At 66.6% G+C, this 24,971-nt stretch carries 26 protein-coding genes and 1 tRNA gene; 11 read left to right on the top strand and 16 right to left on the bottom strand.

What is annotated here, in order from left to right:
* Positions 1-259: 259 nt before the first annotated feature.
* The 3 genes from F615_RS0104255 to purN all read right to left on the bottom strand — a co-directional run bounded on the left by F615_RS0104255 (position 260) and on the right by purN (position 3,630).
* Positions 260-1,483, bottom strand: a complete 1,224-nt coding sequence (locus F615_RS0104255) for a DesA family fatty acid desaturase (RefSeq protein ID WP_019559935.1) — start codon at positions 1,481-1,483, stop codon at positions 260-262.
* A gap of 232 nt (positions 1,484-1,715) precedes the next feature.
* Positions 1,716-2,972, bottom strand: coding sequence for an RsmB/NOP family class I SAM-dependent RNA methyltransferase (locus F615_RS0104250; protein ID WP_019559934.1), 1,257 nt, complete (start codon positions 2,970-2,972; stop codon positions 1,716-1,718).
* Between the two features lie 31 nt (positions 2,973-3,003).
* Positions 3,004-3,630: a phosphoribosylglycinamide formyltransferase gene (purN, locus tag F615_RS0104245; RefSeq protein WP_019559933.1), complete on the bottom strand. Its 627-nt coding sequence runs from the start codon at positions 3,628-3,630 to the stop codon at positions 3,004-3,006.
* A 104-nt stretch (positions 3,631-3,734) separates the two neighbouring features.
* Between purN and F615_RS0104240 the strand changes: the two genes are divergently transcribed.
* Together F615_RS0104240 and F615_RS0104235 are read left to right on the top strand one after the other, a co-directional pair.
* On the top strand, positions 3,735-5,045 hold the full coding sequence (locus tag F615_RS0104240) for a tryptophan--tRNA ligase (protein WP_019559932.1): 1,311 nt from the start codon (positions 3,735-3,737) through the stop codon (positions 5,043-5,045).
* Positions 5,046-5,062: 17 nt separating this feature from the next.
* A complete protein-coding gene (locus tag F615_RS0104235) occupies positions 5,063-5,509 on the top strand; it encodes a DUF3717 domain-containing protein (RefSeq protein ID WP_019559931.1) in 447 nt (148 codons plus the stop codon).
* Here the strand turns inward: F615_RS0104235 and F615_RS0104230 are convergent.
* The 7 genes from F615_RS0104230 to F615_RS0104200 all read right to left on the bottom strand — a co-directional run bounded on the left by F615_RS0104230 (position 5,475) and on the right by F615_RS0104200 (position 12,323).
* On the bottom strand, positions 5,475-6,854 hold the full coding sequence (locus F615_RS0104230) for a sensor histidine kinase (protein WP_019559930.1): 1,380 nt from the start codon (positions 6,852-6,854) through the stop codon (positions 5,475-5,477). The two genes, F615_RS0104235 and F615_RS0104230, sit on opposite strands and share 35 nt — an antisense overlap.
* A 3-nt stretch (positions 6,855-6,857) precedes the next feature.
* Positions 6,858-7,580 (bottom strand): response regulator, encoded by a 723-nt coding sequence (locus F615_RS0104225; protein ID WP_019559929.1) that lies wholly within the window; start codon positions 7,578-7,580, stop codon positions 6,858-6,860.
* Between the two features lie 108 nt (positions 7,581-7,688).
* Positions 7,689-8,276: a Spy/CpxP family protein refolding chaperone gene (locus F615_RS19325; RefSeq protein WP_019559928.1), complete on the bottom strand. Its 588-nt coding sequence runs from the start codon at positions 8,274-8,276 to the stop codon at positions 7,689-7,691.
* A 215-nt stretch (positions 8,277-8,491) separates the two neighbouring features.
* Positions 8,492-9,322: a sulfate ABC transporter permease subunit CysW gene (gene cysW, locus F615_RS0104215; protein WP_019559927.1), complete on the bottom strand. Its 831-nt coding sequence runs from the start codon at positions 9,320-9,322 to the stop codon at positions 8,492-8,494.
* Positions 9,319-10,176 (bottom strand): sulfate ABC transporter permease subunit CysT, encoded by an 858-nt coding sequence (gene cysT, locus F615_RS0104210; protein WP_019559926.1) that lies wholly within the window; start codon positions 10,174-10,176, stop codon positions 9,319-9,321. Before cysT ends, cysW begins: the two co-directional genes overlap by 4 nt.
* 52 nt (positions 10,177-10,228) lie before the next feature.
* A complete protein-coding gene (gene cysP, locus F615_RS0104205) occupies positions 10,229-11,245 on the bottom strand; it encodes a thiosulfate ABC transporter substrate-binding protein CysP (RefSeq protein ID WP_019559925.1) in 1,017 nt (338 codons plus the stop codon).
* A 46-nt stretch (positions 11,246-11,291) separates the two neighbouring features.
* The gene (locus tag F615_RS0104200; RefSeq protein WP_019559924.1) at positions 11,292-12,323 is read right to left on the bottom strand and encodes a sulfate/molybdate ABC transporter ATP-binding protein; all 1,032 of its coding nucleotides are present in this window, start codon (positions 12,321-12,323) and stop codon (positions 11,292-11,294) included.
* Between the two features lie 171 nt (positions 12,324-12,494).
* Between F615_RS0104200 and F615_RS0104195 the strand changes: the two genes are divergently transcribed.
* From F615_RS0104195 to miaB, 3 genes are all read left to right on the top strand, one after another.
* Positions 12,495-12,571, top strand: a tRNA-Met gene (locus tag F615_RS0104195).
* A 95-nt stretch (positions 12,572-12,666) separates the two neighbouring features.
* Complete coding sequence (locus tag F615_RS0104190; RefSeq protein WP_019559923.1) at positions 12,667-13,050, top strand: hypothetical protein; 384 nt, start codon at positions 12,667-12,669, stop codon at positions 13,048-13,050.
* Positions 13,051-13,068: 18 nt separating this feature from the next.
* Entirely contained in the window at positions 13,069-14,436 is a 1,368-nt protein-coding gene (gene miaB / locus F615_RS0104185; RefSeq protein ID WP_019559922.1) for a tRNA (N6-isopentenyl adenosine(37)-C2)-methylthiotransferase MiaB, read from the top strand.
* Positions 14,437-14,448: 12 nt separating this feature from the next.
* Here miaB and F615_RS0104180 read toward each other — a convergent pair whose 3' ends face one another.
* On the bottom strand, positions 14,449-15,624 hold the full coding sequence (locus F615_RS0104180; RefSeq protein ID WP_019559921.1) for a sensor domain-containing diguanylate cyclase: 1,176 nt from the start codon (positions 15,622-15,624) through the stop codon (positions 14,449-14,451).
* Positions 15,617-15,901 carry a hypothetical protein gene (locus F615_RS0104175; protein ID WP_019559920.1) on the bottom strand — a complete coding sequence of 95 codons (285 nt, stop codon included), beginning with the start codon at positions 15,899-15,901 and terminating at the stop codon, positions 15,617-15,619. The genes F615_RS0104180 and F615_RS0104175 overlap by 8 nt, the downstream gene beginning before the upstream one ends.
* Positions 15,902-15,981: 80 nt before the next feature.
* On the opposite strand from F615_RS0104175, the gene hemA reads away from it, so the two are divergent.
* Genes hemA through prmC form a run of 3 tightly spaced genes read left to right on the top strand, consistent with a single transcriptional unit; the run spans position 15,982 to position 19,248 of the window.
* On the top strand, positions 15,982-17,268 hold the full coding sequence (gene hemA / locus F615_RS0104170) for a glutamyl-tRNA reductase (RefSeq protein WP_019559919.1): 1,287 nt from the start codon (positions 15,982-15,984) through the stop codon (positions 17,266-17,268).
* A 58-nt stretch (positions 17,269-17,326) separates the two neighbouring features.
* The gene (gene prfA / locus F615_RS0104165; protein ID WP_019559918.1) at positions 17,327-18,418 is read left to right on the top strand and encodes a peptide chain release factor 1; all 1,092 of its coding nucleotides are present in this window, start codon (positions 17,327-17,329) and stop codon (positions 18,416-18,418) included.
* On the top strand, positions 18,415-19,248 hold the full coding sequence (gene prmC, locus F615_RS0104160) for a peptide chain release factor N(5)-glutamine methyltransferase (RefSeq protein WP_019559917.1): 834 nt from the start codon (positions 18,415-18,417) through the stop codon (positions 19,246-19,248). Before prfA ends, prmC begins: the two co-directional genes overlap by 4 nt.
* Before the next feature lie 3 nt (positions 19,249-19,251).
* On the opposite strand, the gene F615_RS0104155 is transcribed toward prmC, so the two are convergent.
* On the bottom strand, positions 19,252-20,151 hold the full coding sequence (locus F615_RS0104155) for a LysR substrate-binding domain-containing protein (protein ID WP_019559916.1): 900 nt from the start codon (positions 20,149-20,151) through the stop codon (positions 19,252-19,254).
* Between the two features lie 134 nt (positions 20,152-20,285).
* Between F615_RS0104155 and F615_RS0104150 the strand changes: the two genes are divergently transcribed.
* A complete protein-coding gene (locus tag F615_RS0104150) occupies positions 20,286-21,257 on the top strand; it encodes a tripartite tricarboxylate transporter substrate binding protein BugE (protein ID WP_019559915.1) in 972 nt (323 codons plus the stop codon).
* Positions 21,257-22,126: an N-formylglutamate amidohydrolase gene (locus F615_RS0104145; RefSeq protein ID WP_033370926.1), complete on the top strand. Its 870-nt coding sequence runs from the start codon at positions 21,257-21,259 to the stop codon at positions 22,124-22,126. Before F615_RS0104150 ends, F615_RS0104145 begins: the two co-directional genes overlap by 1 nt.
* A 3-nt stretch (positions 22,127-22,129) precedes the next feature.
* On the opposite strand, the gene F615_RS0104140 is transcribed toward F615_RS0104145, so the two are convergent.
* Positions 22,130-22,339, bottom strand: a complete 210-nt coding sequence (locus tag F615_RS0104140) for a hypothetical protein (protein ID WP_156824536.1) — start codon at positions 22,337-22,339, stop codon at positions 22,130-22,132.
* A gap of 128 nt (positions 22,340-22,467) precedes the next feature.
* On the opposite strand from F615_RS0104140, the gene F615_RS0104135 reads away from it, so the two are divergent.
* Positions 22,468-24,264, top strand: a complete 1,797-nt coding sequence (locus tag F615_RS0104135) for a SulP family inorganic anion transporter (protein ID WP_051090184.1) — start codon at positions 22,468-22,470, stop codon at positions 24,262-24,264.
* A 69-nt stretch (positions 24,265-24,333) separates the two neighbouring features.
* Here F615_RS0104135 and F615_RS19610 read toward each other — a convergent pair whose 3' ends face one another.
* Positions 24,334-24,495 (bottom strand): DUF1328 domain-containing protein, encoded by a 162-nt coding sequence (locus F615_RS19610; RefSeq protein WP_019559911.1) that lies wholly within the window; start codon positions 24,493-24,495, stop codon positions 24,334-24,336.
* Between the two features lie 22 nt (positions 24,496-24,517).
* On the bottom strand, positions 24,518-24,850 hold the full coding sequence (locus tag F615_RS0104125) for a BON domain-containing protein (protein ID WP_211211781.1): 333 nt from the start codon (positions 24,848-24,850) through the stop codon (positions 24,518-24,520).
* Positions 24,851-24,971: the final 121 nt, after the last annotated feature.

Raw genomic sequence — 24,971 nt, 5'->3', positions numbered from 1 at the left:
GCCGTCCGTGGCCTGCCGCCCCGGTTCACCGGCAAAGCAAAACCCGCCTGCGGCAACGTCGGCGGGTTTTTTCATGGGCGGCCCCATTCACGCTCGACCATCGCGCGTGGCCCGCGGACGCGCTCGGTAAGGCCCGGGCCCGAACCCCGTACCGAATACAAAAAGAGCGCCCTACTGGGCGCTCTTGGGGGCGCTCTTGGGGGCGCTCTTGGGGGCGCTCTTGGGGGCGCTCTTGGACCGCCAGGCTGCGCCTTGCGGCTCAGGCGCGAACCGCCCTGAGTTTCAACGCAAACTCTTGCAAGGCAGCCACACCGCTTTCCTCGGCCTTCTTACACCAAGCCTGCAAGTCGGCAACGAGCTGTTCGGCCGAGACATTGGTGCGCGTCCACAGTTGGCGCAATTCCTCTCGCATCGCCACCAGTTTGGCCAGCGTCGGCGATTGGGCACACACCCTGTCGATATGGGGCTTGAGATCGCTGGGAATGCGGTCCTGATCCCGATGCAGCCAACGCTTGGCCAGACGCAGTTCCTTCCAACGCGCGGTGTTTTTCGCCCCAGCCTGCTTCAGGGCACGCAGTTCGTTTTGGCACACGCGACGCAGTTCACGGGCGTACTTGGCCATGACCTCGTAGCGGTTCGCAATGATGGCCTCCAGGGTCTTGGCGTCGGCCACCGGTTTGACCGCCCCCAGCTTGAGCAACGGTGGCGTTTTGCGCACCTTGGCCAAGCCCAGCATTTGCAGGCCCCGGATGTACACCCAGCCGATGTCGAACTCGAACTTCTTCACCGAGAGCTTGGCCGAGGTCGGGTAGGTGTGGTGGTTGTTGTGCAACTCCTCTCCGCCGATGAGGATGCCCCAAGGCGAAATGTTGGTCGAGGCATCGGCCGCCTCGAAGTTACGATAACCCCACCAATGGCCCAAGCCGTTGATGATGCCGGCGGCCGTGACCGGGATCCACAGCATCTGCACCGCCCACACCGTCAAGCCAATGGCCCCGAACAGCGCCAGGTCGATGATCAACATCAAGCCCACCCCTTGCCAGGTGTAGCGGCTGTAGACGTGGCGCTCCAGCCAGTCGTCGGGCGTGTTGTGCCCATACTTGGCCAGGGTTTCCTGGTTTTTGGCTTCGGCACGGTAGAGCTCGGAGCCTTCGCGCAACACCTTGCCAATGCCGTACACCTGCGGGCTGTGTGGATCGTCCGCGGTCTCGCACTTGGCATGGTGCTTGCGATGGATGGCCACCCACTCCTTGGTGACCATGCCGGTGGTCAACCACAGCCAGAAGCGGAAGAAATGCGACGCGATCGGATGCAGATCCAAGGACCGGTGCGCCTGCGAACGGTGCAGGAAGATCGTGACGGAGGCAATGGTGATGTGTGTGACCACCAGCGTAAAGACCAGGATCTGCCACCAGGCAGCCTGCAGCATCCCGTTGGCGAGCCAGTCCACCAGGCTCTCCCACACGATGAGAATGTCGGACATTGAACCGATCCTTTCAGCAACAAACGAAACCCTCAAGCCGTCAGCACCCTCATGGCACCCACGCTTGAGTCCAGGCGATTGTAGGACGGGCCGCGCCGTCGGGGGCACACCGCCCCCGAAATTCCGAGCCGATGCGGCCACATCGCACAGTCACCGCAGGCCCTGCGCGGCCTGCGAGGCGCCTCCCGCCCGTCAGAGTCCAGCAGGAAGGCTCTGCTTGGAGTCCCGCCCCTCAGCGCCGTTCCCACACGGCCGCAAAAAAACCATCGGTGCCATGCCGGTGCGGCCATAGCTGCAGACTATCGCCTTGCACCAAGCGCTCAGGCTGCGGCACCTTGGCCTGGGTCAGCGCCTCGGCCGCGCCAAGTCGGCAAAAGTCGGGATGGGCTTCGGAGAAAGACGCCGCGATCTGTTCATTTTCTGCGGGCAGAACGCTGCAAGTGGCATACACCAGGCGCCCGCCCGGCTTGAGCAGCCGCGCCGCACTGTCGAGGATGGCGCGCTGCCGGGCCTGCAATTCGGCCACGGCCTGCGGCGACTGACGCCACTTCAGGTCGGGGTTGCGACGCAGCGTGCCCAGACCGGAGCAAGGCGCATCGACCAGCACCCGATCCACCTTGCCTGCCAGGCGCTTGATGCGTTCGTCGCGCTCATGGGCGATCTGAACCGGGTAGACGTTGGACAGGCCACTGCGCGCCAAGCGGGGCTTGAGTTTTTCCAGCCGATGCCCTGACACGTCGAAGGCATACAGCCGCCCGGTATTGCGCATGGCCGCCCCCAGTGCCAGGGTCTTGCCGCCCGCGCCGGCGCAGAAGTCCACCACCATCTCGCCGCGTTTGGCCCCCGTCAGCAGCACCAGCAGTTGGCTGCCCTCGTCTTGCACCTCGACATCGCCCCGTGTGAACACCTCCAGCGTGTGCAACGCCGGCTTGCCCTGCACACGCAAGCCCCAGGGGGAATAGGGCGTGGGCTCGGCCTGGATGCCGGCAGCCGCCAGTGCAGCCTGCACCGACTCCACCTTGGCCTTCAGTACGTTGACCCGCAGGTCCAACGGCGCCGGACGGGACAGACTGTCCACCAGCGGCCAGAACTCGTTGCCCAGCGCCGTCTTCAGCGCACCGGCCAGCCAATCGGGCAGGTTGTGACGCAGCTTCTCCGGCAAGGTCGTCGCATCGACCGCCTGAACCTGCTCCAACCAGGCCTGTTCATTGGGACCTGTGGCAGCGCGCAGCACGGCCGGGCTGCCTTGCCAGGCCAGCAACACCAGTCGGCGCTCCAAAGCGCCATGGCCCGATTGGGCGAAGTGTTGGTAGTACAGCCGCCGCCGCAGCACCGCATAAGCGGTTTCCGCCAGGGCGTGCCGCTCGCGCGGCCCCAGCGCGCGATGCTGTCGAAAGAACTGGGACACCACCGCATCGGCCGGCGCCTCCAGCTTCAAGACGGCGCGCAGCAAGGCGGTGGCGAGATCGAGCAAAGCATTCGGATGCATGGCGCGGGATTATCCCCGGCCGCGCAGTCCATCACAGCAACAGCTGCGGCTCCCCCGCGCGATGAATGACGATCCCGTCACGCACCTGCAGCGCGTCTTCGACCATCCACCGCACCGCACGCGGATAGATGACATGCTCCTTGGCCAACACCCGTTCGGCCAGGCGATCCTCGGTGTCGTCGGGCAGCACGGGCACGGCCGCCTGGATGATGATGGGCCCGTGGTCGAGTTCGGGGGTGACCAAGTGCACCGTGGCACCAGCCAGCTTGCAGCCGGCCTCCAGCGCACGCCGATGGGTGTGCAGGCCCGGGAAAGCCGGCAGCAGCGAGGGATGAATGTTCACGAGCCGGCCCCGGTAGTGCTCCACGAAACGCGCGGTCAAGATGCGCATGAAGCCGGCCAGAGCCACCACATCGGGCTCGAAGGCATCGATCACGCGAGCCAGTTCGGCATCGAAAGCCTCGCGGCTGGCATGCTGGCTGTGGTCGACCACCGCCGTGGGAATGCCGCGCGCCGCGGCGAACTGCAAACCCTTGGCCTGTGGACGGTTGCTGACCACGGCGACGACACGCGCGGCCCATTGCTCGGCTTCGCAGGCCTGGACGATGGCTTCCATGTTCGAGCCCCGCCCCGAGATCAGGATCACGATACGTTTCATGGGCCGGCAGTGTAGCCTTTGCCTGCGCCGGCCTCGGCAGGGCTGAAGCCGCCCACCTAAAATCCAGCGCTCACCTTGTGCCGTTCCCATTTGTGGCCTGACCCATGACCCAACGCGTCCTCACCGGCATCACCACCACCGGCACGCCCCACCTGGGCAACTATGTCGGCGCCATCCGCCCGACCGTGCAAGCCAGCCTGGAGCCCGGGGTGGAGAGCTTTCTGTTCCTGGCCGACTACCATGCGCTGATCAAGTGCGACGAACCCGAACGCATCGAGCGCTCGCGCCTGGAGATCGCCGCCGCGTGGCTGGCCGCGGGGCTCGATCCCCAGCGCGTGACCTTCTACCGGCAAAGCGACATCCCCGAGACGCCCGAGCTGACCTGGCTGCTGACTTGCGTGACCGCCAAGGGATTGATGAACCGCGCACACGCCTACAAAGCGGCCACCGATGCCAACGAAGCCGCCGGCGAGGATCCCGACGCCAATGTCACGATGGGTCTGTTCAGCTACCCCATTCTGATGGCCGCCGACATCCTGCTGTTCAATGCCCACCGCGTTCCGGTCGGCCGCGATCAGGTGCAGCACATCGAAATGGCCCGCGACATCGCGCAGCGCTTCAATCACCTGTTCGGGCGCGGGCGCGACTACTTCGTGCTGCCGCAAGCCCAAATCGACGATCATGTGGCCACCCTGCCCGGCCTGGACGGCCGCAAAATGTCCAAGAGCTACGACAACACCATCCCACTGTTCGAAGGCGGCGCCAAGGGCCTGCAGGAAGCCGTCGCCCGCATCGTGACCGACTCGCGCGCGCCCGGCGAACCGAAAGAGCCCGAAGGCTCGGCGCTGGTGATGATCTATGACGCCTTTGCCGACGCCGAGCAACGCGAAGCCTTCCGGGCCGACCTGCGCGCCGGACTGGGCTGGGGCGAAGCCAAGCGACGTTTGGTGAACCTGATCGAAGGACACATCGGGCCGATGCGCGAGGTCTATGAGCGCTACATGGCCCATCCCGAGCAGGTCGAGGACATTTTGCAAGACGGTGCTCGCAAAGCTCGCGCAGTGGCCACGCCGTTCTTGAAGGAATTGCGCCATGCCGTGGGTCTGCGGCCCATGGTGGCGGTGCCGCGGGCTGCGCCGGTGAAAGCCGCCCCGGCGGTCAAGGCCCCAGCCTTGCCAGACTTCAAGCAGTACCGCGAAAACGGCTTGTTCTATTTCAAGCTCACCGCAGCCGACGGCCGCGTGCTGCTGCAAAGCCACGGGCTGGCCGAAGGCCGCCAAGCCGGCGTGTGGGTCAAGCGCTTGCGCACCGAAGGCGCTGCGGTCTTGGACGAGGCGCCAGTGTCGCTCGGTGACGGGGTCGATCGCGCCACCGTCGAGGCGGCGCTGGCCGCCCTGGTGGCCTCGCAGGAGTGAGCCCCGCAGGAGCCCTCATGGCCGGGATCCACATCACCGACATCGAAGCGGCCATCAACTGGTGGCGTCAGCGGCAGCCCTCGCCCGATGGCGTGACGGCCTGCCCCGAGGTGCGCGCCTTGGCCGAGGTGTATGCGCTGATGGTCTATTACCGCCACAGCGAATGCGACGAGCACACGATGCCGCCTCAGGCCAAGGCCGCCTGGTTGGCCTGGTATGCCACCACGCCCGACACGCCATGCATCGCGATCTGTTCGACCAGCCAGGGAGACGAGGTGTGCAAAGGCTGCGGGCGCAGCTTCAGCGAGGTGCAGCGCTGGCCACAGATGAGCCCCGCCGAAAAACGCGCCACCTGGCGGCGCATCACGCTGCAAGGCACGGCTTGGCGCTTCAACCGCTATGCCGAGCGCACCCAAGGGGATGCGGCCATCACTGCGGCATCTCCAGCGGCAGGGACAAACTGAAGCAACTGCCCCCGCCTTCGCGCGGCTCGCAGCAAACCTGCCCGTCGTGGCGCTGCGCGATCTGGCGCACCAGGCTCAGCCCCAGGCCCACGCCGCCGGCGTATTCCGCATGACCAGGCAGACGATAGAAGGCTTCGAAGATGCGCTCGCGCTGGTCCTGCGGCACCCCCGGGCCGCGATCGCACACCTGCACACGGGCCTGCCCACCGTCCACACCGACGCGCACCAATGGCGGCTCGCTGCCGCCATAGCGGCGCGCGTTCTCCAGCAGGTTGCGCAAGGCGCGGCGCAGCAGGCGTTCGTCGCCCAGCACCACCACGGGGTCCCCTTCCACCTGAGCATCGAACCGAGCCCCCTCCTCGGCGGCCAGGGCCAGCAAATCCACCGGCTCGCGACGATCCAAGGTCTGGGCCGCATCGAGCCGACTGGCCAACAGCACTTCTTCGACCAGGGCATCGAGCTCGCGGATGTTCGATTCGATCTCCTGCCGCAACGCGACCCGCGCATCGGCAGGCGCCGTCTCCAGCAGTGAGACGGCCATCTTCAAGCGCGCCAACGGAGAGCGCAGCTCGTGCGAGGCATTGGCCAGCAGCGATTTGTGCGAACGCACCAGCTCCTCGATGCGCTCGGCCGCCCGGTTGAAGCTCGCGGCCACGGCGGCCACTTCGTCACGGCCGCTGACATGCACGCGTTGGCTGAGCCGGCCGGCGCCGAAGGCCTCGACGCCGCGCTTGAGCGCTTCGAGCTGGCGGGTGAGCCGGCGCACCACCGGATAGGCCCCCACGGACACGGCCACGAACAGCAGCACCAGCGCGATCAACAGGCCCTGCGCCCCTTCGAACCACACCCAGGGAGGCGCCCCCGGCGGCGGCCCCGGTGGCGGCCAGGCACGCACTTCGCCCGACTCGGTGATGACGCGCACCTCACGGCGCCAGCCTCCTTCGGCTCGTGGCCCGGGCCGCGGGGGACCTCGCAGCGCCCACAACACCCGTCCGTCATTGAGCTCCATGCGCCAAAAGCGACGGGGCCCTTCGTCCAGCGCCTCGCGGAAGCTGGCGGACTCGGCAATGCGTTGACCTTGCGCATCATCCAACGCCAGCGGCACGCGCAGGCGTTCGGACCACTCTTGCACCCCTTGGGCCTGCGTCTGCCGCGGCGCGCTGGCCGGGGGCAGGGCATGGGCGAACAACTCGCCCCATGCGGCCTGCCGCTCCGAAGACAGCGCCACGGCGCGCTGCGCCTGCTCGCGCTCGAAGTTGTGCTTGAACAGCCACCCTGCCACCAGCGCGAACAACAGCAACACCGCCACCACGGTGACATAGATGCGCAGGTACAAGCTCTTCACGTTTCAGGCGTCTTCTGCATCTTGCTTCTTGGCGAACACGTACCCCGTGCCGCGCACCGTCAGGATGCGCCTGGGATGTTTGGGATCGTCTTCGATGGCCGCCCGAATGCGCGAGATATGCACATCGATGGAGCGGTCGAATGCCTCCAAGGCATGGCCCTTGAGCGCATCCATGATCTGGTCGCGCGACAGCACTCGCCCAGGATGCCGAGCCAGCACCGTGAGCATCTGAAACTGGTAACCGGTCAAGTCACACTCGCGGCCATCCACGCGGGCCACGCGCGCGCCCAAGTCGATCTCCAAGCGGCCAAAGCGCATCACATCGGCCTCATCTTCGGCCTGACCGCCGCTGGCACGGCGCAAGACGGCGCGCACACGGGCCAACAGTTCGCGCGGCTCGAAGGGCTTGGGCAGATAGTCGTCAGCCCCGATTTCCAGGCCCACCACGCGGTCCATGGGCTCGCCACGCGCCGTCAGCATCAGCACCGGCAAAGCCCGGGTGCGCGGCTGCGCGCGCAATTCCCGACACAGGTCCAGGCCATCGCCGTCGGGCAGCATCAAATCGAGGATGAGCCCGTCAAAGCCATGCTCCTTGGCCGACAGCAGCTTGCGCGCCACGGCCAACGTCGGTGCGGCCGTCACCTGGTAGCCGGCCTGACGCAGGTAATCACCCACCATGCCGGTGAGGCGGGTGTCGTCATCGATGAGCAACAGGTGCGCAGACATGAGCGTTTCCTCGCCGCAGGTTCTTGGCCGCACAGCATAGCGCCGGGCGCTGGCACGCAGCACGAGCAGCATCACTGAGCACCGCACCAGGCCAACGGCGCCACCGGCTCACTGCGTCGGAGGCGGCGCGTTGCGCCGATGCGCCCCCTCATGACGCTCCTGCCGGCGTTCGTGCCTGCGTTCCTGCATCCGTTGCACCAGCTGTGTGCGTTGCTCGGGCGTCAACACGGCGCTGATCTCCAGCAAGGCACGGTTGATGCGTCGGCTGCGCTCGTCCATCAAGGCCATGTGTTGCTGCCGCATCGACTCCACCGCCGCCGCATCGACCTGAGGTTGCGTCCACACTCGCGCGGCTTGTTCTTTGAGCGCGCGCATCTTGTCGCGCTGCCCCTGGAGATCCTGAGCAGCCGCCCGAGCAATGGCCCGGATCTGGTCTGCTTGGGCTTGGCTCAGCGCCAGGTCTCGCGCCACGCGATCGACCATGCGGTCCACATGCTGCGGGTCGTCGCCCAGCCTGAAGCCCAGCCCCCCAGACGGCCCGCCGTGATGCATGGCCATGTGCAGCGCGGGCGGGCTGCCAGGCCCCGGGTTGGAGGCAGCCGCAACGGCTGCCCCGGCGGCCGTCAGTGCCACGGCGGCGGCCCCGACGGACACCCCTCGTTTGAACCAATTCCAAGTCAGATTCGTCATGTCCATGCGCTTACTCCTGGTGGGTGCCGGGCCCCATGCCCGGCGTCCATGGGCATGACTGTGAAGCGCCAGCGTGTCCCCGTTGTGCGGCGCGAGTAAAGATATTTGAACCGTGCCGCGCGCAGGTCCAACGCCACTGGCGCTGCCGCGGTGGCGCATGACCGCGGTGCATCCGGCCCAAGCCGCAAGCCCCTCCCTCTGGCCGCTGGCCCGGGCTGCGCTCAACGCCCCGCCGCCAGTGCCTCCAGCCGCTGCTGGCGCCACTCCATCACGCTCTTGAGCAGCAGGCTCAACAAGGCCATGCACGCCAGCAAGGCCGCAGCCGTGAAAGCCGCGGCCACTTTGTAGTCGTTGTTGAGCTGCTCGACCAGCAGGGGCAAGGTGAGCGTCTGGTTCATGATGGTGCCGGAGACCACGGCCACCGCCCCGAACTCGCCCACGGCCCGCGCGTTGGTCGTGACCACCCCGTTGAGCAGGGCCCACTTGATCTTGGGCAGCGTCACGCGCCAGAAGATCTGCCAGCCGTTGGCCCCGAGCGTCAAAGCCACGTGCTCCTCGTCGTTGCCATGCGTCTGCATCAGCGGAATGAGGATGCGAGCGACGTACGGCGAGGTGATGAATATCGTCACCAGCACGATGCCCGGCCAGGCAAAGATGATCTGGATGTCGTGCGCGGCCAGCCAGCGGCCAAGCCACCCTTCCATGCCGTAGACCACCAGATAGCACAGGCCGGCCACCACCGGCGAGGTGGCAAAAGGGATGTCGATCAGCGTGGTGAGCAGCCGCCGCCCGCGGAATTCATACTGCGTGACGCACCAGGCCAGGGCGATGCCGAAGACCAGGTTGACCGGCACGGTGAGCATGGCCACCAGCAGGGTCAACCCCAAGGCGTGGCGCATGTAGCCTTCGGACAGGTTGGCCGCCAGCAACGCCCAGCCGCCGCTGAGCGCCTGGACGAAGATCAGCAGCAGCGGCAGCACCAGCAGCAAAGCGGCCACCCCGACGCCCAGGCCGATCAAAGCCCATTGATGCAGGTGTTGGGGTCGCTTCATCCGGCGCTCCTCTGCCAACGCAGCACGCGGCCTTGCAGCACATACAGGCTGAACATCAGCAGCAGCGACGCCAGCAGGATCACCGTGGCAATCGCCGCAGCGGCCGGGTATTCGTATTCTTGCAGGCGCACGAAGATCATCAGTGAGCTGACCTCGGTCTGGAAGGGAATGTTGCCGGCGATCATCACCACCGCGCCAAACTCACCCAGGCTGCGGATGAAGGACTGAGCGCCTCCGGTGACCACGGCAGGGATCAGCGTGGGCAAGATCACCCGCCAAAAAATCTGCACGCGCGTTGCCCCCAACGTGCGCGCGGCCTCCTCGACCTCGGTGCCGAAATCCTGCAGCACGGGCTGCACGGTACGCACCACGAAGGGCAGGCTGGTGAAGGTCATGGCCACCACGATGCCTGGATAGGCATAGGCGATCTTCAGGCCCACGAGCTCGAACCACTGGCCCACCCAACCGGTGGGGGCCAGCAGCACCGACAAGGTCAGGCCCGCCACGGCCGTGGGCAGTGCAAAGGGCAGATCGATCAGGGTGTCGAGCAAGCGGCGGCCGGGAAACTCGTAGCGCACCGTCACCCAGGCCAACAACAGCCCGATCAGCACCGAGGCCACGGTGGCATACAGCGCAGCCCCCACGGTGACGCGGTAGCTCGACAGCACGCGCGGATCGGTGATGGCCTGCCAGTACTGCGCCGGGCTCAGCTCGGCCGCATAGGCCAACAGCGCCGAGACCGGAAAGAGAATGATCAACGAGACATAAAAGCTGCTGATGCCCAGGCTCAGCCCAAAGCCGGGCAACACGGCAGGCCGCATCAGCAGCAAGGGACGGGAGGTGGTGACAGCCATGGCAAGGCGAGCCCGTCATGGGCTCGCTCAGGTTCCAAACGACAGGGGTGAATCAACGGCGGCGGGCCAGCAACTGGTCCAAGATGGCGCCCGAGGCGAAGTGGGTCTCGCTGATTTTGTCCCACGGCCCCAGCACCTTGACCGGATCGATCAGGCGAATGGACGGAAACTTGTCGGCCGTCGCCTTGACCACCGTGGGCTCGTGCACCCGGTAGTTGAACGAGGTCAGCAGCAACTGGATCTCGCGGGTGTACTGGAAGTTCAAATATTCGGTGGCCAAGGCGCGGGTGCCCCTCTCGTCGACCACCTTGTCGACCACGGCCACCGGGAATTCGGCCAGCACCGACACCGGCGGCACCACGACCTCCAGGCCCAGGGCTTTGAACTCGTCGCCGCGAGCGATATTGATCACCTCGGACTCGAAGGTCAACAGCACGTCGCCCTGGTTGTTCTGAGCGAAGGCCACGGTGGCACCGCGGCCGCCGGTGGGGAAGTTCTGCACGTTGGCCAGCAACCGGGCCACGAAGTCACGCACCTGCGCCTCATTGCCATTGAACTTCTCGTTCGCGTAGAGCCAGGCGCCCAGGTAGGTGTAGCGTGCGTTGCCGGAGGTCTTGGGATTGGGGAAGATGAGTTTCACATCATCACGCACCAAGTCGTCCCAGGACTTGATGTTCTTGGGATTGCCTTTGCGCACCAAGAAGGCGATGGTGCTGTAGTACGGCGAGGCGTTGTTCGGGAACTTCTTCCTCCAGTCGGAGGCCACCAAGCCGCGCTTGGCCAACAAATCGACATCCGTGGCCTGGTTGAAAGTGACGGTATCGACCTTTTTGCCCTGGATGATGTCCTGGGCCTGACGTGACGTGCCGGCGTGGGATTGGTCGATCCGCACATCCTGGCCGGTTTTCTTCTTCCAATGCTCGACGAACTTGGGGTTGATGGCGGCGAACAGTTCGCGAGCGATGTCGTACGACGCATTGAGCAAGGTGGGGCCGGATTGCGCCCATGCGGTCGATACAGCAGCCCACACGGCCACGGCCAGGCCCACACGCAGCAGAGATTTGAACATGATGACGTTCCTTGAAATGGGAAGAAATCGGGACAGACGAAAGGACTCAAGCCGCCTCGACCTCGAAGCGCGTCACCCGACGCGGCTTCAAGTAGGCCGTGCTGCCGGGCTGCAGGCCCAGCTGCTCGCGCAGTGCGACAAAGCGGGCGCGCGGCATCTCGACGTCCACATAGCAACCATCGTCCAATCGTTTGAATTCGATGCGGGTGTTGGGCCCGACGGTCAGGATCTGCGACAGCGTCACCGGCAAGCTGCCCTCCTCGGGCTGGCCCAAGATGTCGAGCTCGTGCGGCCGCACGTAGCTCACCTCGTCGGTGGCGCCACCCGGAGCATGCCCCAAGCGGCCGTGAAAGAGGTTGACATCCCCGAGAAACTCCAACACGAATGGCGTGGCTGGATGGTCGTAGACCTCGTCGGGGGTGCCTTGCTGCTCGATGCGACCATGGTTCATCACCACGATGCGGTCGGCCACTTCCATGGCCTCGTCCTGGTCGTGCGTGACGAAGACGCTGGTCAGATGCACTTCATCGTGCAGCCGACGCAGCCAGCGGCGCAGCTCCTTGCGCACCTTGGCGTCGAGCGCGCCGAACGGCTCGTCCAGCAGCAGCACCTTGGGCTCCACCGCCAATGCTCGGGCCAGGGCAATGCGTTGCCGCTGACCGCCCGAGAGCTGGTGGGGATAGCGGTCGGCGATCCAGTCCAATTGCACGAGCTCCAGCAACTCCATCACCTTCTTGCGGATTTGGGCCTCGCTGGGCCGCGTGGCGCGCGGGCGCACACGCAGCCCGAAAGCCACGTTCTCGAAGATGGTCATGTGATTGAACAGGGCATAGTGCTGGAACACGAAGCCCACACCGCGGTCGCGCACATCGGCATCGGTGGCATCCTCCCCATGAAAATGCACCGTGCCGGCATCGGGGCGCTCCAGGCCGGCGATGATGCGCAGCAACGTGGTCTTGCCCGACCCCGACGGCCCCAACAGCGCCACCAACTCGCCCGAGGGGATGTCCAGGTTCAGGTGGTCACACACCACCGTCTTCCCGAAGGCCTTGTACAGATTGCGCACTTCGATGCTCATGGGCACCCATCCTGAAAATCTTTCGATGCGCAGGGATGCTAGCGACGCGCAATCAGAATGAAAAATAATAAATAGTCTTTTCTTTATAATGTTTTGTGCTGATGAGTGACCGCTGAAACCGGAAGGCGACTTGGCAAGTCATCGGATATCGGCTTATAATCGCAGGCTCTTGGCGCTTTAGCTCAGTCGGTTAGAGCGACGGAATCATAATCCGCAGGTCCGGGGTTCGAGTCCCTGAAGCGCCACCAGATGTTCGGCCCCAGTTCTTCCACTGGGGCCGTTTTCGTTTTGCGCTGCCGTGGTCCATACTGCGCAGCACCCTGACAGCCACTGGATCTACACCATGTTTCGCTGTGTGCTCATCGGCCTGACCCTGTCGGCCGCCACCCTCGTCGCCCAGGCCCAGGCCGTCGTGGCGCGCCAGTTCCCTGCCACGGCCTTGCGTGGCGAGATGGTGTTCGGACAGCCGCCCGAAGTCCTGCTCAACGGCAAGCCGGCCCGCATGGTGCCGGCTTCACGCATCCGCGGCACGAACAACTTGCTGGTGCTGTCCGGCTCCTTGATCGGCACCAAAGCGATGGTCCATTACACGCTGGACACCCAAGGTTTCGTCAAAGACGTCTGGATCTTGCGAGACGACGAACTCAAAAAGCCCTGGCCGCGCACGGCCGAGGAAGCCAGCCGCTGGCAGTTCGAGCCCATCTCTCAAACCTGGACCCCGCGCTGAAGGAGAAGGAGAAGGGCCATGAGCCATGCCACCGCCCCCAAGAAGGTGTACATCAAGACCTTTGGCTGCCAAATGAACGAATACGACTCGGCCAAGATGGCCGACGTGCTCGCCGCAGCCCAAGGTTATGAGCCCACCGACGATCCCGAACAGGCCGACCTCATCCTCTTCAATACCTGCTCGGTGCGCGAAAAAGCGCAGGAGAAGGTGTTCTCCGACCTCGGCCGCATCAAGCACCTGAAGAAAAAAGGAGTGAAGATCGGCGTGGGCGGCTGCGTGGCCAGCCAGGAAGGTGCCGCCATCATCGAGCGCGCCCCGTACGTGGACGTGGTCTTCGGGCCGCAAACCCTGCACCGCCTGCCGGAGATGCTGGCACGCCGCGAATCCCAGAATCGCCCGCAGGTGGACATCAGCTTCCCGGAGATCGAAAAGTTCGACCATCTGCCGCCGGCGCGCGTGGAAGGCGCTTCGGCCTTCGTCTCCATCATGGAAGGCTGCTCCAAGTACTGCAGCTATTGCGTGGTGCCGTACACCCGGGGCGAGGAAGTCTCCCGACCCTTCGAAGATGTGCTGGTCGAAGTGGCCGGCCTGGCCGACCAAGGCGTCAAGGAGGTGACGCTGCTGGGGCAAAACGTCAATGCCTACCGCGGCAAGATGGGCGACAGCGCCGAGATCGCCGATTTCGCGCTGCTGCTGGAGTATGTGGCCGACATTCCGGGGATCGAACGCATCCGCTACACCACGAGCCACCCCAACGAGTTCACGCAGCGCCTCATCGACGTGTATGCCAAGGTGCCGAAGCTCGTGAATCACTTGCACCTGCCCGTGCAACATGGCTCGGACCGCATCCTCGCAGCGATGAAGCGCGGCTATACCGCGTTGGAATACAAGAGCACCATCCGCAAGCTGCGCGCCGTGCGGCCAGACATCAGCCTGTCGAGCGACTTCATCGTGGGCTTTCCCGGCGAGACCGAGGAGGACTTCGCCAAGCTGATGAAGCTCGTCGAGGACGTCGGCTTCGATGCGAGTTTCAGCTTCGTGTTCAGCCCCCGCCCTGGCACGCCGGCAGCGGCCTTGCACGACGACACCCCGCAGGAGGTGAAGCTGCAGCGCTTGCAACGCTTGCAAGCCACCCTGGAGGCGCATGTGCGGCGCATCAGCCAAAGCCGCGTGGGCACGGTCCAGCGCATCCTGGTCGAAGGCCCGTCGAAGAAAGATCCGAACGAACTGATGGGCCGCACCGAATGCAACCGCATCGTCAACTTCCCCGGCGGCCCGAACGCCGCCCGCCTGATCGGCCAAATGATCGATGTGCGGATCACCGCGGCCTTGCCGCACTCGCTGCGCGGCGAGGTGCTGGTGAAAGAAGTCGCGACCAGCGCCTGAAGCCCGCGGGCATCACAGACTGCGAATCAGCGCGCCGCTGCCGCGACGGATCTGGGCGACGGCCTGGTCCAGACGTTCGATCAAGGTTTGCGGCTTGCCCTTGAGATCCTGCGGAATGCAGGCCACGGCCGCATGCCAATGCAGCCGTTCCAGCGGCGGCAGCTCAGGATGATGCCGCAGGCCCAGCTCCAGGATGCGCTGGGCCAGCGCATGAGCCTCGGACCGGCTTTGCACCTGCTCGAGCACCACCACGAAGCGCGCGTCGTCCAAGCGCAAGGGCAGGTCGTCCGGGCTGCAGGCCTCGCGCAGCACGCGGGCGCACGCCTTCATCACGGCCTCGGTCACTTCGGATCCATGGGCACGCTGCAGGTCCTCCAGATTGGCCAGGCGCAGCATGATCACTGCGCCAGCGGTGTTCATGCGCAGCGAACGCACCGACAGCGACATCAACAGGCCCGGCAGCTCGCCGCCGTGCAGCAGGCCGGTCCAACGGTCCAGGCGGGCGCCGTGGCGGCGCTCGCCGGGGCCACGCGACAAGTCGCGGGCGCTGAAATTCAAGGCATAAGTGAGGATCAGGATTTCCAGCCCGGCGCCGGCCAGCATGCCATAGCGCTCCCATCCGCCCTGCGCAGGCAGCCAGCCACGCTCGGCCGCCGCAGCCAGCGCCAGGCCGGCCGCCACCGACAGGAAAGCCGCCGCATACCAACCGATATAGGGCAAGCGCACGCCGCGCAAGGCCCACAGCAGGAATATCACCGACGACAAAGCCAACAGGTCATACGCCCGCTGCGCCAGCACCACCGTGGGCTCGCGGGCCAGCTCCGGCCATGCCAGGTAGCCGGCCGTCAGCGCCACACCGACGGCGGCCACCACCACCGCCCAGCGGTCGGCCCGCCGGTCTCCCAGAGCGCGGGGCAGCAAGCGCCGCGCGAACAGAAGACTGACCGCCGCCAACAAGGCGCCAGCCATCAAGCGCACGGCCTCGCGCATGCCGGCATCGTGCCCCACGTCCAACCCATCGGCGTAGCCCAGCTGCACCCCTTGGTACAGCACCATCATCACGACATGCAGGGCATACCAGGCATTGACCGCATCGCCGCGCATCAACGCCTCGCCGCTGGCATAGGCCAAGGCCATGGCCGCCACGCCCAGGAACAGCCCGAGCCACAGCAGATCCAGCTCAGGCATCGCGGCGTCCACCAAAGCCGGCCCAGGCCAAGGCCACGGCCGTGGCGAACACCATCGCGGCATAGGTGGCCATGCGACCGTCAGCCCCCCACAGAACGAGCCCTCCCAACAAAGCCACCGTGGCGCCTGCCGCACTCCACCCCAGCAGCCGCGCCCAGGCCACGCCACGCAGCTGGCGCCACCACAAGCACTTGCTCAGCGCCGTGGCGATCGCCGCCAAGCCCAGGGCCGGTGCGAACAGATTGAGCAGGTGCCACAGGGCGTCGAGGAAACCCATGGAGGACGATTGATATGCGTCAAGAACGGCTCGTCGTCCGCAGGCTGCGAGCCAAAGCGTCAAATTTTATAATCGAGCCCATGAGCGTCATTGCCCTGGGCCTGAACCATACGAGCGCGCCGCTGGACCTGCGCGGCCGCTTTGCGTTCACGCCCGAGCAACTGCCTGGGCTGCTGCGCCAATTGCGCGATCGCTTGCACCAGACCCGGGAGGCGGCGCTCGTCTCCACCTGCAACCGCACCGAGCTGTACTGCGCTGCCTCGCCCGAAGTGGTGGACCCCACGCTGGAGTGGTTCGCCCAGTTGGGTGGGGTCAGTGCCAGCCAGCTTCGGCACCACACCTACGTGCTCGAAGGCGGGCACGCCGCGCGCCATGCCTTCCGGGTGGCCAGCGGGCTGGACTCCATGGTGCTCGGTGAGCCGCAAATCTTGGGCCAGATGAAGCAGGCGGTGCGTCAAGCCGACGCGGCCGGCACGCTGGGCACGACGCTGCATCAGCTCTTCCAGCGCTCATTCGCCGTGGCCAAAGAGGTCCGCACCTCCACCGAGATCGGAGCGCATTCGATCAGCATGGCCGCCGCAGCCGTGCGTTTGGCCGGCCAGCTTTTCGAGGACCTGCGCGAAGTCAAGGTGCTCTTCGTCGGCGCCGGCGAGATGATCGAGTTGGCGGCCACCCACTTTGCGGCCAAAAAGCCCAAGGCCATGGCCGTGGCCAACCGCACGCTCGAACGTGGCGAGAAACTCGCCGCTCATTTCGGCGCCGAGGCCATGCGCATGGCCGAATTGCCCAGCCGCCTGGCTGAGTTCGACGTGGTGGTGTCTTGCACGGCCAGCTCGCTGCCGATCATCGGCCTGGGGGCGGTCGAGCGCGCCTTGAAGCTGCGCAAGCACCGCCCCATGTTCATGGTGGACTTGGCCGTGCCGCGCGACATCGAGCCCGAAGTGGCCCAGCTCGACGACGTCTACCTGTACACGGTGGACGATCTGAGCGCCGTGGTGCAAACCGCCGGCGAGAAGCGCCAAGCCGCCGTGGCTCAGGCCGAGGCCATCATCGAAACCGGTGTCCAAAGCTTCGTGCACTGGCTGGATCAACGCGCCAGCGTGCCACTGATCCAGGCTTTGAATGCCCAGGCCGATGAGTGGCGCCGCATCGAAATCGCTCGGGCACGCAAGGCCTTGGCCCGGGGCGAAGATGTCGAGGCCGTGCTGGAGGCGCTGTCACGGGGCATGGCCAACAAAATGCTGCACGGAGCCTTGGCCGAGCTGCACAGCGCCGACCCCAAGCATCGCCAACAGTTGGCCGAGACGGTCTCGCGCCTGTTCCTGCGCCGCACCTCCACCGACCCCAGCCGTCAAGGCAAGCGCTAGCCCGGCGGACCTGCGCCCGGGCCGCGCCATGGCCCGCCCCTCTCCATCCGCCCGCCCCATGAAAGACGCCCTGCGCCAGCAACTCGACCGCACCTTGCAACGCCTGCAAGACTTGGATGCCGTGCTGGCCGCCCCGGACGTGGTGGCCGACATCACCCGCTTTCGGGATCTGACAAGCGAGCACAGCGAGGTCTCGGCGCTGGCCGAGCGCTATCGCCGCTATCTGCAACGCGAACGGGATCTGACCGCAGCCCGCGAGATGCTGGCCGATCCGGAATTGGCAGACCTGGCCGCTGAAGAGATCTCGCAAGCGCAGGCCGACTTGCAGCGCTTGGAGACCGAGCTGCAGCGAGCCTTGCTGCCACGCGACCCCGATGACGCACGACCGGCCTTCCTGGAAATTCGTGCCGGCACCGGAGGGGATGAATCGGCGCTCTTCGCGGCCGATTTGCTGCGCATGTACCTGCGCTATGCCGAGCGTCGCGGCTGGCGCAGCGAGATCCTCTCGGCCAGCGAATCCGACCTGGGAGGCTACAAAGAGGTGGTGGTGCGCATCGAAGGCGAGGAGGTCTATGGGCACTTGCGCTTCGAATCGGGCGGCCACCGTGTGCAGCGCGTGCCGGCCACGGAAGCGCAAGGACGCATCCACACCAGCGCCTGCACGGTGGCGGTGTTGCCCGAACCGGATGAAGCCGAGGAGATCCGGCTCGATCCGGCCGAGCTGCGCATCGACACGTTTCGCGCCAGCGGCGCTGGCGGGCAACATGTGAACAAGACGGATTCGGCCATCCGCATCACGCATCTGCCCACTGGCTTGGTGGCCGAGTGCCAGGACGACCGCTCGCAACATCGCAACAAGGCCAAGGCCATGGCCATGCTGGCGGCAAGGCTGCGTGAGAAAGAACGCGCCGAGCGCGCGGCCAAGGAAGCGGCCACGCGCAAGAGTCTGATCGGTAGCGGTGACCGCAGCGACCGCATCCGCACTTATAACTTTCCGCAAGGGCGGCTCACCGATCACCGCATCAACCTCACGTTGTACAAGTTGGGCGCCGTGATGGACGGCGATCTCGACGAGGTGATCGAGGCCCTGCGCAGTGCTCGTCAGGCTCAGCAGGTGGCCGACTTGCTGCAAGAGATGGGGATCGAATGAGCACGGTGGCCCAAGCCCTTCAAGAGGCCGCAGCCCTGGGCATCGACCGGCTCGATGCCCAATTGCTGTTGGCCGAGGCGCTGCAGCTGGGCGAGCAAGATGCGCGCGCCTGGCTGCGGGCACACGACACCGACACGCTGGATGGGCCGACGCTGCAGCGCTTTCGCCATTGGCTGCAGCGACGCCGCGCCGGCGAGCCCGTGGCTTATCTGCTGGGGCGCAAAGAGTTTTATGGGCTGATGTTGCAGGTCGGCCCCGATGTGCTGGTGCCGCGGCCCGACACCGAAGTGCTGGTCGACTGGGCGCTGGAGCTCCTGCATGGTTGCCATGCGCCGCGCGTGCTCGACCTGGGCACCGGCAGTGGCGCCATTGCCCTGGCCCTGGCGCACGAGCGGCCCGATGCGCAGCTCAGCGCGGTCGACCTCAGCGCACCCGCGCTGGCCGTGGCCGTCTCCAATGCGCACCGCCTGGGGCTGTCACTGCGCACGTTCCAGGGGTCTTGGTGGCAGGCCCTGCCTGCCGGTGAAGCGCCGTTCGATCTGGTCGTGAGCAACCCGCCCTACATCGCCGAGGGCGACCCGCATCTGGCCGACCTCGCGCACGAGCCCCGGCTGGCGCTCACGTCCGGGCCCGACGGGTTGGACGCCATCCGCACGATCATCGCGGGTGCCCCCCACCATCTGCGCGCCGGCGCCTGGCTGCTGATCGAACATGGCCACGACCAGGCGGATGCCGTGCAGACCCTGCTGCGCCAGGCCGGGTTCGAGGCCGTGGCCAGCCGCTGCGATCTGGTGGGTCACCGCCGTTGCAGCGGGGGACGCCGGGCCTGAGGCTCAGGCCGGCGCCCCTTGCGCCTGGTCCAGCAACCACTCCCGAAAGATGGCCAGCGGCCGGTGATGGCGCCGCCCGCGGGGGTAGCACAGGAAGTAGCCGCGCTGGTTGAGCACCGGGCGCTCGAAGGGCACGACAACGCGACCAGCGGCCAGATCGTCCTCGATCAGGCAGCGCTGCACCACGGCCACCCCGAGCCCGGCGATGACGGCCTGCACCAGCATGGCCACCTGGTCGAAGTCGGCAGCCGGTCTCAGCGGCGGCGCCTGCACGCCAACCGCAGCGAACCAGTAGGCCCAGTTGTCGGGATAGTTGGTGTGGAAGAGCAGCGGCCGTGCGAGCAGGTCGGCCGGCTCGCGCAGCGCCTGCGGGCCGTGGAGGTCTTGCGGACGGCAAATGGGCACGATGTCGCGGCCCACCACGTAATCGGACACGATGGGCGCCGGCCAGCGCCCGTCGCCGTTGCGCACCCAGGCATCGATCTGCGGGTCTTCCAGCGGGTCGTCGCGCCGGTAGGGCGCAAAGGACAACTGGATGCCGGGGTGTCGGGCCTGGAAGTCGGGCAGGCGGGGGATGAGCCACTTGCTGGCCAGTGTGGGCAGCACCGAAATGCGCAAGGCCCCCACCGCGCGGTGGGCCTGCAGTTCGATGGTGGCGGCCTCGATGGCCGACAGGGCCGGGCCCACCTGCGCAAGGTAGGCGCGGCCGGCCTCGGTGAGCTCGCTGCGGCGGCCCTGGCGGCGCAGCAGGGGCTGGCCGACATGCTCCTCCAGGCGCGCCACCGCCCGGCTGATGGCCCCCTGCGTGACGCACAGGACCTCGGCAGCGCGCGAAAAGCTGCCCTGTTCGGCCGTGACCGCCAGAGCGTGGAGTTCGTGCAGCGAGGGGGACCGAATGCGCATGCGGGGGCGTCAACTATGAGCGTTGCTCATGGCAGCAAGCTATTTTGTCGCTTTTTCCGGCGTGAGGTGCCCTCCAGAATCAACGGCAGCCCTTGGGTGTGACTTGCACAACGTTTACAGGACCACAGACCACCATGACTTCACGCCGACTCTGGCTGGCCAGCCTGGCCGCCGCCTCCCTGCTCCTGCCGCTGGCTGCGCGCGCCCAGTATCCGGAGCGCCCGATCAAGCTGATCGTGCCCTTTGCACCTGGCGGCTCCACGGACATCGTCGCCCGCCTGCTGGCCGACCAGATGGCGCCCATCCTGGGCAAGGCCGTGGTGGTGGAGAACCGCGGGGGCGGCGGGGGCGCCATCGGCATGGACGTTGTGGCCAAGTCGCGCCCCGACGGCTACACCATTGGCATGGCGACGGTGAGCACGCATGGCTCCAACCCGGCGATCTACAGCAGGCTGCCCTATGACCCGGTCAAGGACTTCGTGCCCGTGGTCAACGTGATGTCCGTGCCCAGCGTCTTCGTGGTCCACCCCAGCGTGCCGGCACAGACCATGCCCGAGTTCATCAAGCTCGCCAAGGCCAAGCCGGGCCACTACACCTTCGCCTCGCCGGGCAACAGTTCGCTGGGCCACGCGAATATCGAGCACTTCATGGACCTGGCGGGCATCGAGCTGCTGCACATTCCCTACAAGGGCGCCGGCCAGGCCGCCAGCGACGCGCTGGCCGGCGTGGTGCATGCGATGACCGACAACCTGCCCTCGACCCTGCCGAACGTGAAGGCCGGCAAGCTGCGCGCGCTGGCCGTGCTCTCGCCGCAGCGCAGCCCGGCGCTGCCGGACGTGCCCACCTATGCCGAACTGGGCTTCACCGAAATGCGCGAAGGCGGCTGGTTCGGCCTGGTGGCACCGGCCGGCACGCCCGCCGAGGTGGTCAAGACCCTGAACGCCGCGGTCCACAAGGCCATGGCCACGCCGGCCTTCCAGGCGACGATGAAGGAGATCTCCGGCGTCCCGATGGCCGGCACGCCCGAGCAGTTCGCCGCGCAGATCCAGGAAGCCATGGCGCGCTACCGCCGCATCGCCCAAAAGGCCAACATCAAGCTGGACTGATGCATACCGATCCCCTGACCCCACCGCCGATGGTGGTGGTGCGCGAGCCCGTGGGCTCGCGCCTGCCCTTGGTGTGCGACTCGCCGCACAGCGGCACCTGGTACCCGCCGGATTTCGGCGCCGCCGTGCCGCTGGCGCGGCTGCGCCAAGGCGAGGACACCCACATCGAGACTCTGTGGGCCGATGCCCCTGCGCACGGGGCCACGCTGATCGCGGCCAACTTCCCGCGCACCTACATCGACCCCAACCGGTCGCTGGCAGATCTGGACCCGGCCCTGCTCGACGGCCCCTGGCCCGAACCGCTGGCCCCGGGCGAGAAGTCGCGCCTGGGCTACGGGCTGGTGTGGAGCCGCGTGGACGCGGCCACGCCGATCTACGACCGGCGACTCACAGTGAACGAGGTGCAGGGCCGCATCCGGCGGTGCTGGCAGCCCTACCACACCGCGCTGCAGGCCGGCATCGACGCTGCCCTGCGTGATTTCGGCCGGGTGTGGCATCTGAACCTGCACTCGATGCCCAACGACGCATACGCGCGCCTGGGCAAAGTCTCGGCCCGGCCGCTGGCCGACTTCGTGCTGGGCGATCGTGACGGCACCACCTGCGACCCGGCCTTCGTGGACCTGGTGGGACACACGCTGCGCCGCCTCGGCTACACGGTGGCGGTCAACGACCCTTACAAGGGCGTGGAGCTGATCGGCCGCATCGGCCGGCCGGCGGCCGGGCGCCACAGCCTGCAGATCGAGATCCGCCGTCCGCTCTACATGGACGAGATCACACGCGAGCCGAACGAAGGTTTCGAACGCCTGCGCCGCGACCTCTCGACACTGCTGGAGACCCTGGCCGGCCATGTGCGCCGCCAGATCGGATGAACCTCAGCCCCTGAAGCGCCCCCCCATCACGTTGCCGATCAGACGGTCGCCTTCGAACAGATCCCCGTTGCTGTGCTGCACGGCCACGCGGTAGCCGCGCTGTTGGAACCATTGCGCCCACTGACGCACGCGCTGCTCGTCCGGGTGCCAAGGGCCTTTGTCAGCCGTGGACAGGCGACGTGGGCTGCCGTTGAGAAAGCACACTCTCCACATCGAGGCTCGATCAGACACATTGCGCATCATGGATCGGTGGGTCGCCGGGCCTGCGCCGGGTCCGACGTGCCGGCCGATAATCTAGCGAGGCCGGCCGGTCCTGCCAAGTGCAACATGTCACACTGTCCATGCCCCCTTCCGTGAGCTCGCATCCCGCGCCTTGGCAGCGACGGCTGGCCCGCGTGCTGGGCGACTGGGTTCATGAGGTGAGCCCCGCCTCCTTGCGTGCCGATGGCCTGGCCGGCCTGCTGGGGGCCCTGCTGGTGCTGCCGCAGGGCATTGCATTCGCCACCCTGGCGGGCCTGCCGCCGCAGTACGGCCTGTACACGGCCATCGTGCCATGCATCGTGGCGGCGCTGGCCGGTTCGAGCCGGCATGTGATGTCAGGCCCGACCAATGCGAACTCCGTGGCGCTGTACACCATGCTCAGCCCGCTGGCGGCCGCTGGCACGCCGCCGTACATCCAACTCGCTCTGGCGGTGACGGTGCTCGTGGGCCTGATGCAAACGCTGGTGGGCGCCTTGCGCCTGGGCTCGATCGCCAACTTCATTGCGCCGTCGGTGCTGCTGGGCTTCACCAGCGGCGCAGCGCTGCTGATCGCCCTGTACGCACTGCCTGATCTGATGGGCCTGCCTGCGCCGCCGGGCCACGGTGCCTGGGCCGTGCTGACCCACCTGGTGCGCCAGGCCAGTGAGGCACAGCTGACGGCCTTGGCGGTGGGAACGGTCACGCTGCTGGCGGCCCTGGGGCTGCGCCGCCTCCAGCCGCGCTGGCCGCACATGCTGGTGGGACTGGCCGCCGGCACGCTGCTGGCCACGGGGCTGAACCGGCATGCCGCGGCGTTCGGCTGGCCCCCCGTCGAGGTGGTGGGAGCCATTCCGGGAGCGTGGCCGGTCTTCGCGGTCCCGGCCGTGGACTGGTCGAAACTGCCCGAGCTGCTGGGCTTGGCCGCCGCACTGACCATCGTGGCCCTGGGTCAGTCGATCTCGATCGCCAAGGCGGTCGCCCAACGCTCGGGGCAGCGCATCGATGCCAACCGTGAATTCCTTGGCCAGGGCCTGTCCAACCTCATTGGCGGCTTTTTTTCCTCGTACGTGAGTTGCGGATCGCTCAACCGCTCCATGCCCAACCTGGAAGCCGGCGCGCGCACGCCTCTGGCGGCGGTGTTTTCGGCCGTGCTGCTGATGGGCTTGGTGGCCTTCACGGCACCGGTGCTGGCGCTGATCCCGATGGCGGCCATCGCAGGCTTGCTGCTGCTGGTGGCCTGGACGCTGCTGGACCTGCCCCGCTGGCGCCGTCTGTACCTGCTCAACCGCACGGAATTCGGCATCGCTGCGCTCACCCTCGCGGCAACGGTCGGCCTTCGCTTGGAGGTCGCCATCCTGCTGGGCACCATCGCCTCGCTGATGAGCTACCTGTATCGCACGGCACGGCCGGCGATGCGCACGATGGGCTTCATGTCGATGGACGAAGGGCGCCATTTCGAGGTGATCGACGGACACCCCGAAGGCGCGCTGCCCGAATGCCCGCAAGTCAAACTGCTCCGCATGGAGGGGTCGATCTATTTCGGCGCCACCCAGCACGTGGCCGACACCCTGCACGCCTTGCGCACCGCGCCCAACGCCCCCAAACACCTGCTGGTCATGGCCAAGAGCATGAATTTCATCGACCTGGCCGGCGCCGAGCTGTGGCAAGCCGAACTGGCCGCCCGGCGCGCCATGGGAGGCGACTTGCACTTCCACCGGCCCCGCCCGCAAGTGCTGGAGATGTGGGAGCGCACCGGCTTCCTCGACGCCCTGGGGCCGGACCACATCCACCCGGACAAGCGCACCGCCATCGCCCGCATCTTCCAAACCCTGGACCCGCAGATCTGCCGCACCTGCCGTGCGCGCATCTTCTGGGAATGCAGCCAACTGGACCAGTGAGCCGGCGTCGCCGTAAAGAAGAACGGCCCGCGCAGGGCGGGCCGGTCCGTGGTGTCGTCAGGAACGCGGCTAGCGTTTGATCAGCCCCATCACCAGCGACACGACAAAGCCGATGAGGAAGATGAAGAACAGGATCTTGGCAATGCCCGCGGCGCCGGCGGCGATGCCACCGAAACCGAAGACGGCCGCGATCAGGGCGATGACGAAAAAGACGGCAGCGTAGTGCAGCATGGTCGTTCTCCTTTGACGGTGATCAGCTCACCGACTGCTTCAGTCGGATGTCGTTCTTCACCGCCTTCACGCCCTTGATGCCGCTGGCAATTTCGCCGGCGCGCTGCACCTCGGCCGCGCTGTTGGCAAAGCCGCTGAGCTGCACGGTGCCGCGGAACGTCTCGACCTGGATGTTCAGCGCACTGACGATCTTGTCCTCGACGAAAGCCGCCTTGACCTTGGTGGTGATCCACGCATCGTCGATCACCTCGCCGGCACTCGCCTGGGTGGGCGTCGCCGAGCAGCCGATGGTGCCGATGGTGGCGCCCAACGCCACCGACAGGGCCGTGATGCGCAACAGTTGGCTCGCTTGCATGGTGTGCTCCTTCAAGTTCATTTGTTGAGTTGCAGCCAGCCTCATGTTCGAAGGCCGTGAGTGAACTCTAGGACTACGGGTCTGCGATGCCTGTCGGCTGGTGGCTTGCGCACCTGTCGGC

The organism is Caldimonas manganoxidans ATCC BAA-369 (genome assembly GCF_000381125.1).
Classification (GTDB): Bacteria; Pseudomonadota; Gammaproteobacteria; order Burkholderiales; family Burkholderiaceae_C; genus Caldimonas; species Caldimonas manganoxidans.
This window is presented reverse-complemented; position numbering and strand designations above follow the sequence as displayed.